At 50.6% G+C, this 16,692-nt stretch carries 17 protein-coding genes and 1 riboswitch; of the genes, 4 read left to right on the plus strand and 13 right to left on the minus strand.

The genetic code is table 11. The features are described from left to right. The first annotated feature begins 249 nt into the window (after positions 1 to 249). The 3 genes from I8J30_RS25225 (at position 250) to I8J30_RS25235 (ending at position 5,006) form a co-directional block, all read left to right on the plus strand. A complete protein-coding gene (locus I8J30_RS25225) occupies positions 250 to 2,823 on the plus strand; it encodes a bifunctional 2',3'-cyclic-nucleotide 2'-phosphodiesterase/3'-nucleotidase (protein ID WP_210662837.1) in 2,574 nt (857 codons plus the stop codon). A gap of 240 nt (positions 2,824 to 3,063) precedes the next feature. Continuing rightward, complete coding sequence (locus I8J30_RS25230; protein WP_091225159.1) at positions 3,064 to 3,513, plus strand: MarR family winged helix-turn-helix transcriptional regulator; 450 nt, start codon at positions 3,064 to 3,066, stop codon at positions 3,511 to 3,513. Then, on the plus strand, positions 3,510 to 5,006 hold the full coding sequence (locus tag I8J30_RS25235; protein WP_210662839.1) for a DHA2 family efflux MFS transporter permease subunit: 1,497 nt from the start codon (positions 3,510 to 3,512) through the stop codon (positions 5,004 to 5,006). The genes I8J30_RS25230 and I8J30_RS25235 overlap by 4 nt, the downstream gene beginning before the upstream one ends. A gap of 56 nt (positions 5,007 to 5,062) precedes the next feature. On the opposite strand, the gene I8J30_RS25240 is transcribed toward I8J30_RS25235, so the two are convergent. From I8J30_RS25240 to I8J30_RS25300, 13 genes are all read right to left on the minus strand, one after another. After that, positions 5,063 to 5,674: a DUF975 family protein gene (locus I8J30_RS25240; RefSeq protein ID WP_210662841.1), complete on the minus strand. Its 612-nt coding sequence runs from the start codon at positions 5,672 to 5,674 to the stop codon at positions 5,063 to 5,065. Between the two features lie 78 nt (positions 5,675 to 5,752). Continuing rightward, the gene (locus tag I8J30_RS25245; RefSeq protein ID WP_210662843.1) at positions 5,753 to 6,385 is read right to left on the minus strand and encodes a DUF2306 domain-containing protein; all 633 of its coding nucleotides are present in this window, start codon (positions 6,383 to 6,385) and stop codon (positions 5,753 to 5,755) included. 88 nt (positions 6,386 to 6,473) lie between these two features. Continuing rightward, positions 6,474 to 7,760, minus strand: coding sequence for a hypothetical protein (locus I8J30_RS25250; protein WP_210662845.1), 1,287 nt, complete (start codon positions 7,758 to 7,760; stop codon positions 6,474 to 6,476). Next, a complete protein-coding gene (locus I8J30_RS25255; protein WP_338044946.1) occupies positions 7,741 to 8,322 on the minus strand; it encodes a sigma-70 family RNA polymerase sigma factor in 582 nt (193 codons plus the stop codon). The genes I8J30_RS25250 and I8J30_RS25255 overlap by 20 nt, the downstream gene beginning before the upstream one ends. 294 nt (positions 8,323 to 8,616) lie before the next feature. Next, entirely contained in the window at positions 8,617 to 9,201 is a 585-nt protein-coding gene (locus I8J30_RS25260) for a DUF975 family protein (protein ID WP_210662847.1), read from the minus strand. An 80-nt stretch (positions 9,202 to 9,281) separates the two neighbouring features. Next, on the minus strand, positions 9,282 to 9,458 hold the full coding sequence (locus I8J30_RS25265; protein WP_210662849.1) for a hypothetical protein: 177 nt from the start codon (positions 9,456 to 9,458) through the stop codon (positions 9,282 to 9,284). Next, complete coding sequence (locus tag I8J30_RS25270; RefSeq protein WP_210662851.1) at positions 9,458 to 9,607, minus strand: NADPH-dependent FMN reductase family protein; 150 nt, start codon at positions 9,605 to 9,607, stop codon at positions 9,458 to 9,460. Before I8J30_RS25270 ends, I8J30_RS25265 begins: the two co-directional genes overlap by 1 nt. Before the next feature lie 332 nt (positions 9,608 to 9,939). After that, on the minus strand, positions 9,940 to 10,518 hold the full coding sequence (locus I8J30_RS25275; protein ID WP_210662853.1) for a TetR/AcrR family transcriptional regulator: 579 nt from the start codon (positions 10,516 to 10,518) through the stop codon (positions 9,940 to 9,942). A 93-nt stretch (positions 10,519 to 10,611) separates the two neighbouring features. Beyond that, positions 10,612 to 11,376 carry an SDR family NAD(P)-dependent oxidoreductase gene (locus I8J30_RS25280; RefSeq protein WP_210662855.1) on the minus strand — a complete coding sequence of 255 codons (765 nt, stop codon included), beginning with the start codon at positions 11,374 to 11,376 and terminating at the stop codon, positions 10,612 to 10,614. A 282-nt stretch (positions 11,377 to 11,658) separates the two neighbouring features. Continuing rightward, positions 11,659 to 12,258: a DJ-1/PfpI family protein gene (locus I8J30_RS25285; protein ID WP_210662857.1), complete on the minus strand. Its 600-nt coding sequence runs from the start codon at positions 12,256 to 12,258 to the stop codon at positions 11,659 to 11,661. Between the two features lie 47 nt (positions 12,259 to 12,305). Continuing rightward, a riboswitch (ZMP/ZTP riboswitch) is annotated at positions 12,306 to 12,385 on the minus strand. Positions 12,386 to 12,437: 52 nt separating this feature from the next. Next, complete coding sequence (locus I8J30_RS25290; protein ID WP_210662860.1) at positions 12,438 to 13,091, minus strand: DUF2306 domain-containing protein; 654 nt, start codon at positions 13,089 to 13,091, stop codon at positions 12,438 to 12,440. 60 nt (positions 13,092 to 13,151) lie between these two features. Continuing rightward, a complete protein-coding gene (locus I8J30_RS25295; protein ID WP_210662862.1) occupies positions 13,152 to 14,432 on the minus strand; it encodes a ferredoxin reductase family protein in 1,281 nt (426 codons plus the stop codon). A 113-nt stretch (positions 14,433 to 14,545) separates the two neighbouring features. After that, positions 14,546 to 15,637, minus strand: coding sequence for a branched-chain amino acid aminotransferase (locus I8J30_RS25300; RefSeq protein ID WP_210662864.1), 1,092 nt, complete (start codon positions 15,635 to 15,637; stop codon positions 14,546 to 14,548). A gap of 136 nt (positions 15,638 to 15,773) precedes the next feature. Between I8J30_RS25300 and I8J30_RS25305 the strand changes: the two genes are divergently transcribed. After that, entirely contained in the window at positions 15,774 to 16,661 is an 888-nt protein-coding gene (locus I8J30_RS25305) for a LysR family transcriptional regulator (RefSeq protein ID WP_210662866.1), read from the plus strand. Positions 16,662 to 16,692: the final 31 nt, after the last annotated feature.

A 16,692-nucleotide genomic window follows, 5' to 3' on the forward strand; every position in this document is an offset into this window, starting at 1 on the left:
ACGGTCAGGAGTTATCGTATTACGCATACTTTACAGGTCCCGCATTCGCTTCCTATCTCGATTATAGGCGTGCGCAAGTGCGGCAACAACGTGAAATCATTGACTCACGTAGTCTTTCATTTACCTTTTTTCATGAAAGGAATACATTTTTTAACGCTGGTCTTTTCGAGTCGCTTCAACTAAGATAAGAGAGGTTCATTTAATCGTTCAATATTTTTTGAACAAACTTTACTAGGGGAGTGGAGCAGCATGAGAAACAGAGAAAGTAAACGAGCTGGCAAGTTTGTTGCAACTACATTAGCAGTAGGATTGCTTGCACTGCCATTTAGCGGGATCGTATCCGCAGAAGCAGAAGGAAGCTCAACATTGAAGCTTAGCATTATGGAAACGACGGACATTCATACGAATTTGATGTCCTACGATTACTACAAGGATGCTGCAGCTCCGACCGTAGGTTTAGCCAGAACGGCTAACCTCGTTAAACAAGTTCGCGAACAATCCCCTAATACGTTCTTGGTCGACAATGGAGACCTGATTCAAGGCACGCCGCTCGGCACGTACAAAGCGAAAGTCGCTCCGCTGAAAGCAGGCGAGATTCACCCGGTTTACAAGGCGATGAATCTAATGGGCTACGATGTAGCTACACTGGGCAACCATGAGTTCAACTACGGCCTTGATTACCTAAGCCAAGCGATCAAAGGCGCAAACTTCCCTTATATCTCCGCTAACGTATATGTAGATGATAAGGATAACAACCCTGACAATGACCTAAACAAATTCGAGCCGTACAAGCTCATTGAGAAAAAGTACAAAGACGAAGCCGGACAAGAGCAAACGCTCAAAATCGGCGTAATCGGTTTTGTGCCTCCGCAAATTATGGACTGGGACAAAGCATCGCTTGAAGGCAATGTCATCACGAAGGATATCGTGGAAACGGCCGAGAAATTCATTCCCGTCATGAAGGCTGAAGGCGCGGATATCATTATCGCCATGGCGCACACCGGCTTTAACGGCAACGCGGCGGCACATGTGAAAGCGGAAGATGCCGTATTGCCGCTAAGCAAAGTGCCTGGCATTGATGCCATCACGTTTTCGCACACGCATAAGGTATTCCCTGCAGTTGACGAGAAGTCCCTTGATGCGCTGTTCAAAGACGCTTCCGGCAAAGTATTGCCCGGCGTAGACAACGCTAAAGGCACAATCAACGGCGTACCTGCCGTTCAAGCCGGTTACGGCGGCAGCGACCTCGGCGTAATCGACCTTACGCTGGAGAAGCAAGACGGCAAATGGAAAGTGGCGGCTTCCCAGTCCTCCACGAAATCCATCTATGACAAAGTAGCGAAGAAATCGCTCGTTGACGAAGATCCTGCGATTGCAGCAGCGGTTAAAGCGGATCACGATGCGACCATTCAATATGCGAACAACCCAATCGGTACAACGACTTCGCCGATTCACAGCTATTTTGCCCTGGTTCAAGACGATCCATCGGTTCAAATTGTAACCAACGCGCAGAAATGGTACGTGGAGCAATACGTGAAGGACAACTTGCCGCAATACAAAGACACGCCGATTCTGTCGGTTGGCGCTCCGTTTAAAGCCGGCCGCAACGGCGTAGAAGAATATACCGAAATTAAAGCAGGCCCTCTTGCGATTAAGAGCGCAGGCGATCTTTACCTCTACGACAACACGATGAAAGCTATTCTGGTTAAAGGTTCTGTCGTTAAAGAATGGCTTGAAATGTCGGCAGGCAAGTTCAATCAGATCGATCCGACTGTCAAAGAAGAGCAAGCTTTGCTGAACGCAAGCTTCCCGGTCTACAACTTTGACGTCATTGACGGCGTAACGTATCAAGTCGATGTTACGAAGCCGGCGAAATACAAAGCAGACGGTACTGTCAGCAATGCGGACTCCAGCCGTATCATCAACCTGAAATACAAAGGTAAAGCGGTAGATCCGAACCAAGACTTTATCGTGGTAACGAACAACTACCGTGCAAGCGGCGGCGGTAACTTCCCAGGCGTTAAAGGAAGCAAGTACATCATTGATTCCACCGAAGAGAACCGTCAAATTTTGATGGATTACATCACGGAAAATAAAGAGATCAACCCATCGATCGACAACAACTGGTCGATCGCGCCAATCTACGGCGATGTGAATGTCACGTTCGCTTCTTCTCCGAAGGCTGAAGGTTATGCGAAAGCAACGAGCAACATCCGTTACTTGGACAAAACAGACGACAAAGGCTTTGGCATCTTCTCCATCAACTTGAACAAAACGTTCCGTGACGTACCTGCTTCGCACTGGGCTTACCCATCGATTCAGCGTCTGGCGGCTAAACAAATCGTGCAAGGCAAGAACGAAACCGACTTTGATCCGAATGCACAAGTTACACGCGCTGAGTTTGCGACTATGCTTGTGAAAGCACTGAATCTTAAGCCAACCGCAACTACAGTGTCGTTCAAAGACGTTCCGGCAGGAAGCTGGTACGCTGACGCGGTAGCAGCAGCTTATGGCAATGGTTTGGTTAAAGGCATCAGCAACGATCTGTTTGCGCCGACTGCAAGCATCACGCGTGAGCAAATGGCTGTAATGGCTAAGAATGCGCTGGATCTTCAAGCAGCGGAAGCGCAAGAAGCAGCTGCCGCGATTACATTCGCAGACGGCGACACGATCAGCACTTGGGCAAAATCCAGCGTTGATGCTGTAACCGGCAAAGGCATCATGAATGGCCGCGGAAACAACAAGTTTGTGCCGAAAGCGACTTCGACACGCGCGGAAGCAGCCAAAGTGATTGACCTGGTTATGACAAGCGTAACGAAGTAATCGTTCGGAAAGACCATAAGACCCGTGAGACGGACACTTGGATTCAAGTGACCTCTTGCGGGTCTTTTTTTGACCGAATTCATGGTAGATGCCGAATTTAATGAAAAAAGGGTACCCTAATTAGGTACCTTTTTCTTATTTATATATCAATATTGACATATAGTTAGTTCCGTAGCATAATACTTCGTATGCGAAATTTCGTATGCGAAATAAATTACGGCATGCTTAGGAGGCCCTCCAATGGATGAACAACAACGTATCCTTCAAATATTCCAGAGCTACCGCGAGGTTAATCAAGCCTTCTTCCAAGTGATGAAGAAAGTCGCGCAGCAGCATCGGATCACGCCGATTCAGCTCATCGTCATTCGCATCTTGAAGGAACATCCCGAGATTAAACTAACGGAGCTGGCCGAGAAACTAAACCTTGGCAACAGCACGACCAGCGGCATCATCGATCGAATGGTTCGGGATGATCTCGTGTGCCGGGCGCGCACCGAGGCGGATCGCCGAGCTATGACGCTAACGCTCTCCGATAAAGGAAACACCTTGTGGGAAGAGTCGAATACGACGCGCACGCTGCTGTACCAGCCTCTTCTTCAATTGTCCGAGGAGGATCAACAGCAATTCCTCCGTATCCAAACCGAAATTTTAGGCATCTTAAGAAAAGTGAAAGAGGATGGTGCTATATGACCAGCATGATAAGCTCAACCTTACGTAAAGGTCCGATCATGGCCTCGCTGCTTCTCGCAGCATTCGTAGCGTTGCTCAGCCAAACCGTATTAAATGTCGCCCTGCCCAAAATGATGGAAGACCTGAACGTGAACGAGAGCACCATCCAGTGGCTGTCCAACGGCTACATGCTCGTAAACGGCGTGCTCGTACCGATTAGCGCCTTCTTGTTCAATCGTTTCTCTACCCGTAAGCTGTTCTTGGTGGCCTCTTCATTGTTCGCCATCGGAACGATCATATGCGCTTTCTCCGGCGACTTTGGCGTGCTGCTCTCAGGGCGTCTTGTGCAAGCTGTCGGCGCCGGTATCCTTATGCCGCTCATGTCCGTCGTCATTCTAACGATCTTCCCTGTTGAAGAACGCGGCAAAGCGATGGGGATGATGGGGATCGCCATGATTTTCGCGCCGGCCATTGGGCCAACGATGTCCGGATGGGTCGTCGAGCATTACGACTGGCATGTCCTGTTCTACATCATCATGCCGCTTGCTATCTTGGCCGTCATCATCGGCGCCATCTTCATGAAGGATGTTATCAAGACCAGTCTTCCTAAGCTCGATACGCTTGGCGTTGTCCTATCCACCGTCGGCTTCGGCGGACTCCTGTATGGCTTTAGCGACGCTGGCACGGCCGGCTGGGGCAGCACGACCGTTATTGTCTGTCTCGCATTAGGCGGGCTATCTTTATTGCTTTTCGTTATCCGATCACTTACGGCCGAGAAACCGCTGCTTGATCTGAATGTATTCAAGTATCCGATGTTCTCATTGACGACACTGATCAATGCGATCATCACGATGGCGATGTTCTCCGGTATGATTCTGCTTCCGATCTTCCTGCAGAACATCCGCGGCTTCTCCCCGCTGGACTCCGGTTTGCTGCTGCTTCCGGGAGCCATTCTAATGGGCATTATGTCGCCGATCACGGGGATGATTTTCGATAAAGTCGGTGCTCGCTGGCTGGCTGTCGTCGGTCTCGTCATTACGACGATCACCACGTATGAATTCAGCCATTTGACTGCCGACTCGACTTATAATCACATGATGCTGATCTATACGCTGCGGATGTTCGGGATGTCGATGCTCATGATGCCAATCCAGACAGCCGGCATGAACCAGCTGCCGCGCCGCTTGAACGCGCACGGATCGGCCATGTCGCAGACGCTTCGTAACGTCTCCGGTGCACTCGGCACCGCGATTCTGGTCACGCTTATGACGAACAAGACAGCGTCCCACGCCAAGGAGCTTATCCTTGCAGGCAATGTCGATACGACCGACCAAACCAAAATGGCGGAAATCACGCAAACGGCGATGATCTACGGCATCAATCACTCCTTCGTCGTCGCTACTTGGCTGACTGTGGCCGCGCTCGTACTGGCCTTCTTCATCCGCAAGGTGAAGCCACATGAAGAGCCTGCGGCTTCACGCGCCGACTTCACTAATTTTGACGATGTGGAATAATACAAAAGGCCGGGAATTCTCCGCTTACGGAGATCCCGGCCTTCTTTATTGCTATATTAGGCGACGATACGATTTTCTTGCACGCCGCCGCGCAGATCCTCATAGAAATGAGCCATCGATGTGCTGAAATACGGTCCTAACCAGAGGAAGCCAACACCAAGCGTTGGAATGCACAACAGGAACCAACCCAAGAAGGACAAGTAGAGCACAAACAATCTCCATTTGTTCCCCGCCATCATGGCCTTGCTGCGGTTAATTGCTTCCGTAGGCGCCATGCCCGGATTATCCCTCAAAATATAATAGGACTGCGAGTAGCGCATTGCCGCGATGATCCCCGGAACGAGGAGCAACAGCGTCCACAGCAAAGTGAATATCGACATGACGACGTAAAGCACAAGCGAATCTCTATATCGCTCAAATCCTCTAAGAACTCCGGCAGCATCAGGCACGTTCCTCCGAGCATAATCCAAGTAATGATTATAGATTCCATACGTTAAGGGAGCTTCCATTAGGATACTGATGATCCATCCAATATAATTAATTTTATTGGTGACCGTACTAACGATAATTGAAATGATCACGAACATTAAGAAGTGCAGGACAGCCGGTTTCCAGTTCCCTGATAAGCTCTGTCTTGCTCTGGCACGAATTTGAGGACGAGTGAGCATGTGTCGAATTTCCCCCTGCTATCTGATAGTGGATTGCAATCCCATCTTACCTTGCCAAGCCGGGACTTCACAACCGTTTTATTTCCATTGCTTGGTTAGAATGACCCATTCCACGATGACAAGATCGATGATGATAGCCGTCCAAATATTCACTTTCAGTATCTCTTCGATCATTCCTTCCCTACCCGCCGGCAGAGAAAACCCGTTCAACAACCCATAGGTTAGCAGCAGCAGCGGAACCGCCAAACGTGCGCATACGGCTACCAGCGTAATACCATAACTGCGAATCATCCACTTGCGATGCTCATCGAACCTCCGATGTACCGCAGTCCGATACCCTTTCCAGCTGGTGAACAGCCAGAGACCGGTCAGCACGAGGAATGACACCGCTTTTGTAAATTCCTCGACGTACAGAATGACCACCAGAGATAGAATCCCGCTTAGGAAAACACTGCCGACGTACGCGCGTCCCAATAGACGATGCACACGAGGATAACGCTTGCGGATATATCCCACGAATTGACTCCAACCCGTCAGCAGGGCGACAAAAGCAAAGGAGATATGCGCAACAAGTGCCGGGTATTGAATACTCACGGAGGAGATGCTCACACGACTGTTATCCGGATCAAAAGTCATATACGGGAGCATGAACGGAATCATCACCCCAACCGATACCACCAGCAAAATCCACCAACGCCTATTCGTCCTCACGACAATCACGCCACCTACGTTTTCTTTTCATTGTACCTGTTCATTCTATCGAATCCGTAAAGGATTTCTAAAAAAAGGCTAAACAAGCCTAGGATGGCGGCGTAAGCTCAAATGTCCACGGTCCGCGGATCACGACTTCCGGACGGACGATCTTCACGCTTAACTGCTTGCTGCCCTGCTCCATGTCGACCTCCATATATAAAACCTCACCCGTTTGCTCATCCAGTTTGAACATGCTGCTTCTATCCAAGCCGAAATTAAACAACGATGCTGTCGCCTGCTCGTCATAGTGCATATCCAGGTAAAGCCGCAAATTAGTCTCACTTACGCGTTCCACTTTCGTAATCGTGACCGGAAAACCGGCGATTTCGAAAGTTTGATTCAGATGGTCGTTTGCAGCAGTCGGCACCTTAATTTGCGTCTCATCCTTATACGTAACGCTGATTTCAGGCAGCGTCAGGGTATAGCGGTCACTTGCAGCTCCCTTCGGTACGCTAAAGAAGAATTCGCTAGCCGGACTGCTGACACCCGGAATGTTCTCGATCTCCAGCTTCTTGCCAGCTCCATCAGCCACCTGCAGCTTCCGGTTATCATCATGCAGGTACACACCGAAAATGCCATAATCTCCGACTTGGAAATCATTAGAATGGCGAGCGACCAAGGAAACTCTGACCTTCTCGTCCATCCGGTCTGTAATGGCCGTTATGGAGACGCCGGCAGCTGTATCCGTTGCACCTAATTCCGAATAACTGGCGTAGGTCGCAGCCCTCGACAGGTTAACGTCCACTTCAACAGCAGGATCAAGCGGCAGAATCAGTTGAACGGATCCGCTAAGGTCCAGCTTGCCTTTATGCCAGAAATCGGAGGTCCACTTCGCCCCACCCCAAACGGCCATAGAAGAATCCAGGGTGAACTTCATTCCCTTCTCATTCACGACCTCAATCTGCTTGAACCGCGGCACATCTGTCCCTGCCATCGTGATATAGGTCATCTCTTCATCGGACATGAATCCCGTGATAAGAATCGACCCCTCCCCGACCTTAACCGTAATCGGCTGCTTCATCACATACCGTTCCATAGGAACGTCTTCTTCTTTCACAATGCCGATACCCGGCACAAATTGCAGCGCCTTCTGAAGGGCGGCCCATACTCTTGAGTGGTCTGCCAGTGCCGCCATCAATAGAAATACGGCTATCGCTGCTGCGACCGCGGCCATTCTTCGCTTCTTTGCCGGTTGCATGGCGCCGCTTATTGGAGTGCCGATGGCTTGCTTCTGTTCCGCAGCCGCTTGTTGAATGCCCAGCCGACTTCTCATCCCCAGCTCGGGAGGTATCGGTATCGATTCCAACCGCTCTTTAATTGGATTTGAACTCACGGCTATCGCCCTCCTCTACTCGCATTCGAAGCTTCTTAAGCGCCCGATACAGCAATGTTTTCCCCGTTCCCAGCGGAATGCCCATCATCTCAGCCGCTTCTCGGATCGTAATATCATAATAAAACCTCAGCAGGATGACGTGCTTCTCCTCTGCCGTCAAGTAGTCAATGAGATCCCGCAACGATACGGACAGCGGAATATCTTCTTCGTCCTTTACAGCCGCCAAATGGTCCAACAAGTCCGGACTCCATTGCACTTCTTTCTTCCGTTTGCGCAGCATGTCGATCGAACAACCGATGGCGATCTGGATGAGCCATGTTTTGAAATACTGCGGTTCCTTAACCGTTGCGATCGCTTTATACGACTTGTAGGCCGTTTCTTGTACGACGTCAAGAGCGTCCTCCGAACTGCCCAAATAAACATAAGCCGTTCGGTAAATATCCGCTTCATATTGCTGAAACAGCTCTAAATACGCCTGCTCATCACCTTGCTGCGCTTTCTTGACCCGCTCGATAATCCCCATCACCTGCTTTACTTTTACCTGCCTAACGATTAGACGCACAAGATCGCCATTTGGCTCTGCTTTTCAAATAAACGTTTCTATACCACCAAGCTTGATGCTTCCCTATTTCGAACGCAGTGTTGCAGCAGGCTTGGGTGATAGCTCCTCACTCATTCTAACGAATCCTACAGGCCTGGGCTCCTACGATTCGTTAGCGCAAAACCACATGAACACCATCCCCTCTTGCTGCCTCTGCCTCTTTGTCCCAATACAAAAAAAGCCGAGAAGCTCCACTAATGAGGAGTTCTCGGCCTTTCCTAATCCCCTTAGCTCAATCAAGCTGAACACTTATGATTACTTGGAAATATCTTCGTAAAAGTGTCCTGCCGCGGTGCTGACATACGGGCCCAGCCAGAGGTATCCGATACCGAGCGTCGGGATGCACAGCAATGCCCATCCGATGAAGGATAGGTAAAGTGTAAACAACCGCCACTTGTTCCCCGCCATCAAGGCTTTGCTTCGGTCGATCGCCTCAAGGGGCGCTATACCCGGATTATCCCGCAGGATGAAATAGGATTGCGAATAGCGAAGGGCCGCGATAATACCCGGAACGATGAGCAGCAGCGTCCATAACATCGTAAAGACCGCCATGACAACGTAGACTATGAGCGTTTCCTTGTACCGCTGAAACCCGCGAAAAATATCTGTAGCCGCCGGGATCTTCCCTCGCACGAAATCCAAATAATGATTGTAGATCCCATACGCCAACGGAGCCGTCAACAGAACGTTAATGATCCATCCGATGTAATCGATTTTATTCGTGATGCTGCTGATCAGGCCTGAAACAACCATGTACAGCAAGAAATGAAGTACGGCCGTCTTCCAGTTGCCGGCTAAGCTTTGCCTTGCTTGAGCGCGAATCTCTGAACGACTAAGCATGTATCAGTTTCCCCCCGAAATAGTATCGTTTAGCTTCAAACTATACTACGTCGGAGAGAGCGAATTTAGTCCGGTTCGGTTTATTTCGTCGTTTCCTTCCCTTGCGCGGCTTCACTTGCATCCCTTCCGCCAATAGGCATGGAGAGCAGTTCAATCAACGACAGCGGTGTATCCGCCATCTCGATCTGATCTCGCATTTCCGCACGCTCGTCCTCCATCTCTTGCATCGATTTATATAGATTATATAACAATCCCATTATACAGATCCTCCAACTTCGGCAAGCATGCCGACAAATTGTCTGCCAAACTGTTTGCAGACCTCTTTCTCGGCGGGACTTGGCCCGAATTCTATTTTCAGCCCATCCAACGCGACCTCTGAGCCCAGTTCCTTGAGTTCATCCATCAAGATGTCTACGGCAACTCCATACGCAGGGTAAGAGGAATCGCAAGATCCAATATATTAGCCATGCCTACAACACTCCTTTACCCTATGTCTCCATAGTCTCTTGCTTGGGTACACGTTCCTTGCGTCCCGCAATTCCTCTCTCATATTAGTTGATAATGATTCTCATTGTCAACTAATCTTTTGAAAATAGTTCCTTTTCCTTCATGACCCTTGTCCATTTGAGAGAACAATGTGCCAATGCGATGGGACTGATTTAGCGGGAGCGTGTTCCATGTTAAAAAGGCCGGAACTCCTCGTGTAGTAAGGAGTTCCGGCCTTTGAAGTCAAGCCATTTATTGGTACAAGACAACCTTAGCCATATCGGCTATGCGGTACAGCTTGTCTTTGTTAGTAAGTGATCGCGTAAGCACGCGCAGGCCCAGTAAATTGTTGTGCAGGCTTTCGGCGAGCTCCTCAGCGCTGCGCTTCGAAGTAAAATCGCCGTTCTTCTGTCCCTTGCTGATAACCTCAGCAAGCATTTGCTCCCAATAAGCGAAGCTCTCGCTCACTTTGGCTCTTGCCTCGGGATCGCTCGAAGCCAGCTCAACCGCCATATTTACCATCATACAGCCAACAGGGTTATCTGCACTCGTACCCTGGATCGTGTATTCGAATATAAAATCGATTGCCTGCTTGGGCGTAGAGTTCGGAATGAGCGCACCAAGCCGATTGTTGGTCAGCGTCTTGTACCGATCAAAAGCCCTCAGATATAACATATGTTTATCGCCGAACGTATCGTACAAGCTTCTGCGGTGAATGCCCATACGCTCGACAAGATCATTAATCGATGTTTTCTCGTAGCCCTGCTCCCAGAACAGCTTCATTGCCTTCAGCAGCACGACGTCTTCTTCGAATTCTTTCGCTCTAGCCATAAGCATACCCCTTTCCAGTCGATTTTACCATATTGAGAACAATCGGTAAAGAATCCCCTGACAAGGCGTTCTATACTCCGGCGACTTTTAGGTTTAACGATATACCGGTGCACCGAACGGGGATGAGCCGCCGCCGCCGTCAACACTGATTTCTGCGCCTTGCACGTACGAAGCATCATCCGAAGCCAGGAACAAAGCAACGTTTGCGATTTCTTCCGGTTCACCCAAACGGTTAAGCGGAACCGATCGCGTGAGCTTGGCTTCCATTTGCGCCAGCCCTTCCGGCTGACCCCAGATCGGCGTGCGTGTCGGGCCCGGAACGACCGTATTTACGCGAATCCCCCGCGGCGACAATTCGGAAACAAACACTTTGGCCATGCTCGTCACAGCCGCTTTGCTCGCTGCATAAGCCGCCCATCCCGGGCTGCCTGCATTAGCAAGCACCGAACCATTCAGGACCACCGAAGCGCCTTCCTTCAAGTAAGGCAATGCAGCTTGTACGGTGAAGAAGACACCCGTCACGTTCACGTTCATGACTTCCTGGAATGCGGCCAGCTCCGTACCGCCGAGCGGAGTATGACCGCCAATGCCGGCATTGGCGAATACGATATCCAATCGGCCAAATTTCTCAACTGCTGCAGCCGTTGCCTTCTCCAGGCTCTGCGGATCGGTTGTTTCGGCTTGAATACCGAAGCTGTTCGACGCACCAAGCTCCTCCACTGCTTTGTCCAGCGTAACCTGATTACGTCCCGTGATGACAACCTTAGCTCCTTCAGCTACAAACAACTTCGCCGTTGCAAAGCCAATCCCGCTGTTACCACCTGTAATGAATGCTACTTTACCGTTTAATTTACCCATATTGTATCGCTCCTTTGTCATTTGTTTATTATGATGCACCAATTGAGAATGATCATTCTCAAAAGGGTAAAAAAATAAAATTTACTGCAAACTATACTTGGCCGCCGACTTGACCGCAGCCCATACGAGAATGATCGTTCTACTATCGTTAAATAAAAAAGGAATGCATTCTCACTTCTCATTTGCTTCCTTCTTGCCTACGAGTTGATCATACCATATTGAGAACGATCAGTAAAGAATAAATTTAAAGCTAGCCCACTGCTGTGGACTAGCGCATTTTCTTTATGAACGCACCCAGTCGTATTCCATCAAGCTTGCCGCCAGAAGCGCTCGCTCCTCGCCCAGCAGCTTGCCGATCACATACAAAGACGCATCGATCCCCGCTGAAACGCCGGCCGACAAAATAATTTTCCCATTGTCCACATAGCGCGCTTCTTCGTGAATTTCTGCAGATTCCGGTGCAATAGCCCGCAGCTCATGCATCGCAAGGCGGTTCGCAGCCAGCTTCAAGCCATCCGCCAGCTGAGCCTTCACTACCAGAAGAGCGCCTGTGCACACGGACAGAAGCAGCTCTGCTTCTCCGGCAGTTTTGTTGATCCAATCCAACATGACAGGATTGTGCATTTCGGTTCTGGTGCCCGGTCCTCCGGGAATGACGAGAATGTCCGGCTTCGGACAAGTCCGGAAGCTGTAGGCCGGGTTAATGCTCAGATTGCCAAGCGCATGAATCGGGCCATCCTGTTCAGCTACGGTAAACACATTGAAGTCCCGGCCATAGTTGCTGCCGGATAGGAACGCCTCGAACGGACCTGCAAAATCCAGCACTTCCACGCGATCAAAGATCAGAATCGCCACATGTCTTGCCTGCCGCACCTGCTCCATCTCATCATCTCCCATGAAATAATAAAAGCGCTCAGTCCAAAGACCAAGCACTTCGCCCAGGCGTACGGCATATGAAATATGTGCTCCCTCGTGGTACTCCACGCTTACGCCAGTCACACACACCGAATACTGCCTTTATTGTAGTCCGAATATTTAGTCAAATCAACGATGAAGTTCTATTATGGCAGTATCGGCCTTCCCTTGCCCGATTGTCCAAATACCACTCGAATGACGAACTCGGCTGCAAGCAGCAGGAAGAGAATAGCCCCATAAACGCCGATAGTGTAGCTGTGCATGTAGGACAGGCCTAGTCCTTGGTGAACGACATAGGTAATCGCATGAATGCACAGATTCGTGTAGCAGAACGCGTAGCTTCTGACCATCCAATTGCGGTGGGCGATGCGCTGTTTTCGTCTTATTTTCACAATCGCAATCACCGTCATGGCCGCCCACAGCATGCTCAGCAGGTTCAACGGAACGCTGTTCAGCTTACCGCCGGTCGCGTAAGGCGCCATGTAGCCGGAAGTGAGCACTACGACAAGGATCGCGCCACAATAAACATAGCCGATCGCTCGGTGCGCGCGCCGGTATTGGGTCTGAACCTTCGTGGCAAAATTAACCGCTCCCGCCGCCAGCGCGATGCTCGCACATACCACATGAACATACATGACATTAAGCCAAACCGGCTTGTTTAACGGATGCTTCAGATTGATTTTGTGGCTCAGAAAACGCTCCGCCTGGGGATCCACGAAGAAATTGATGGTGATCACATATACGATAAAGCCGATCGCAATCGTCAGCATGCACCGATAGAGAATTTTGGATTTCTGCATAGCTAGGTTGTACCTCGTTTCAAAAATGAAAACTCAACGCCCCGGAACTCCGGACTGCGCTCATCGGAACCGGAATTGTTCAAAGTGAATGGAGCCCGCCGGAACCCCTCTTCGCCGAAAATCTTGTCGAAATGCCGCCAGCATGGGAGCCGGTCCGCACATATAAATCCGTTTTCCTGCCATCTCGCCTTGCATCATGCCGACTACATGCTCTGCGGTGAGTCGCCCTTGTTCCGCGGAATAGTGGACATGCACCTTGAAGTAATCATGACGTCGTGCAATATCAACGATTTCACTTAGAAACAATGCTTCTTCTTCCGTTCGTACCGTATAGACGAAATCGATTCGATGGGGAAGATGCTCCGGCATATCTCGCATCCAGCTGAGGAATGGCGTGACGCCAATGCCGCCGGCGATCCAGATTTGATTCATGCCGCCTTTGCGGTAATCCATGGTGCCATAACCGCCTTCAACGACGGCACGCGCACCTGATTTCAGGTTACGGCTCAGAAAGTCGGTATAATCACCGGCGGAGCGGATCGTCAGTCTGAGACCGGACTCCTTCGGCGAGCTGCTGACGGTGAAAGGATGCCATTCGGACAGCACCTTGTCTCTTCGGAACCGGATGAACAGAAACTGCCCCGCTTCAAACGACAGCCGCTTCTTCTCCGGAACGAGCGTGACCTCGACTGCTCCGGCGCTCAACTGCCGCACCTCGCGCACCTTGTAGCCCGCTCTGCGTCTGACGAATCTCGCAATGAGCTCGGTATACAAATACGAGGTGATGCCCACTACAATCGCAATCATCAGGAGCGTAAACGGTACTGTGGTCGTTCGAACGAGGGGATCAACAAGCAGCGAATGCGCCGTTCCGATAATGAAGAAGACCCCAATGAACCGATGCCAGATCCGCCATCCTCGGTAGCCTATCCGCACAACCCGCCGAACCCCCGGAATTCTCGGCGCCAGCGATAGGAGAATGAGCAGGACAAAACCTCCAAACGCAATATAGCCGGGAGCCCGTCCGGGAGGGACCTCATTCGGATTAAGCGGCATGACGAGCAGATGGAGGAACAGCAGCAGAAATACAAATATACCCGCGTTCCGATGGACGACATACAGCTTATCCAAGCCGCCTAATAATCGTTCCAATACCCGGATTCTCGTTGCGAGCAATAAGGTGAAGGCCATCATAATCATCATTGTCGAACCGATCACTTCGCCCAGATAGCGCTCTGAAAACGAAGGCTGAAGTCCGTGATCCACAGGCGGAAAAGCAATCCACACGGCGGCATTAACCAGCGGTAGCAAGAAAACAAAAAAATGGCGAGGCTGCAGCATGCACGTGCTCCTTTTTCGAGAGGAATCCTTGTCTACTTCTGATTCTACCATAGACCCCACTCGAAAAATCCCGCCGTACGATGAATATCTGCTGCAGCTTCACCACAATTGTATTACCCTTCGCTTACTTCGACCTTCTTCACCCAGCCGAACGGATCCGCAACGGCACCGGTTTGAATGCCTGTCAGCGTATCATAAATCGACTTCGAGAGCTGACCGGTCACGCCTTCGCTGATCACGAGCTTCTCTCCGTTCCAGTTCATTTCGCCGATAGGCGAAATAACGGCTGCGGTACCGGTTCCGAAAGCTTCTTCCAGCGTACCGTTGCGGCCCGCTTCATAAAGCTCCTCAATGGAAAGCACTCTCTCCTCAACAGGAACATCCCAGTGCTTAAGCAGCTGAATAACCGAGTTGCGTGTAATACCCGCTAGGATGCTGCCGTTCAGTGCAGGTGTTACGACCGTTCCGTTGATTTTGAAGAAGACATTCATACTGCCGACTTCTTCGATATATTTGTGCTGCGTGCCATCGAGCCACAGGACCTGCGTGTAGCCTTCTTCCTTAGCAGCTTGCTGCGACTTCAAGGCCGCCGCATAGTTGCCGGCTGTCTTCGCTTCACCTACGCCGCCTACAACTGCACGAACATAATGGGATTCCACGTGGATTTTGACCGGATTGATGCCTTCCGGATAGTAGGCGCCGACAGGCGACATGATAATGATGAATTGGTAATTCTCGGATGGAGACACGCCAAGCGTCGCTTGTGTGGCAATGACGAATGGACGAATATACAGCGATGTACCCGGCAGATCCGGAATCCAGTCTTGATCGACTGCGATGAGTTGCTCCAGCGCTGCAATGGCCACGTCAATATCCAATTCAGGCACGCTCATACGATCGTTGGAACGGTTCATACGGGCAAAATTATCGCGAGGACGGAACAACTGAATGCCGCCGTCTTCGGTTTTGTAGGCTTTCAAGCCTTCGAAGATGGTTTGTCCATAATGGAACACTTTCGCGGCCGGATCGAGCACGATCGGCTGGTACGGCGTGATGCGCGGGTTATGCCACTCTCGCTCGACACTGTAGTCCATTACAAACATGTGATCGGTAAAATAGATACCGAAACCAAGCTGATCCTGCGCTGGCTTCGTCTTCTTGTTCAGACTGCGTTCGATCGAAATGGCGTTATTGGCTGCTGTCATGGTTGAATCACTACTCCCTTACTTTCTAATTGGTGATTGCATACTACCACCTGTTGAGGTATATATAAAATATCTATTCTGTTCACTATCCATACCTTTAAAGTATGCAAAGAGAATATAAATTGGGGATGCTTAAATGGACTTTCGACAGCTCAAATACTTCTTGGCCATTGCACAGGAGAAGCAGATTACACGAGCGGCGAAGCTGCTGCATATGGAGCAGCCGCCCCTTAGCAGGCAGCTCATGCTGATGGAAGATGAGCTCGGCGCCCAGCTGTTCGAGCGGAGCCGAACCCAGCTGACATTGACCGCTGCAGGGCGGCTGCTTAAGGATCGGGCAGAGTCGTTGCTGCTGCAATTAGACGAGACAATGAAGGAAGTCAAAGAGCTTGAGCTTGGTGTGCGCGGTACGCTCTCTCTGGGTGCGGTTGTTTCCTGCGTTTCCATACTCCCCGGGCCGATCCAGCAGCTGCGCGAGAAGTTCCCGCAGGTCACGTTTAAGATTGCCGAGGGCGACCATTACCTGCTGGGCGAAATGCTGGAGAGACGCTCGATTGAGCTCGTCATATCCAGACTGCCGTTCGAGGCTCATCTGCTTCCGAATAAGCTGGATATGCTCCCGCTTCCTTCCGATCCTTATGTTGCCTTGATGCCTGCCGCATGGGCTTCCCCCCGCAGAGGGAACGATATCAGCATCGGGGAGCTCGCCCAATATCCGCAGCTTACGTTAAAGACCGACAAAACAATCAAAATGCACGAGCAGGTCGTGAACGAATTCCGCCGTCACGGCTTCGAGCCCAACATCATCTGCGAATGCTCCAGCGTCGCCATTATTATGTCCCTAATCGCCGCAGGAATCGGCGCAACGGTGTTTCCGAAATCGGTTATTTCCTCGTTTCCCTCCGGGGACGTGATCACGCTCCCTATTCGCGACGCCGATTTTCAATCCGAGGTCGGCATACTGTGGCTGAAGGATCAGCTGCTGTCCAAGCGAGCTCAGCATTTTATTGAATGTTTTCAATAGTCCTCGCTATACATTAATAAGACCGAGTGCA

Origin of the sequence: Paenibacillus lignilyticus, assembly GCF_017942085.1 — a bacterium.
In the GTDB taxonomy this organism is placed as follows: domain Bacteria; phylum Bacillota; class Bacilli; order Paenibacillales; family Paenibacillaceae; genus Paenibacillus_Z; species Paenibacillus_Z lignilyticus.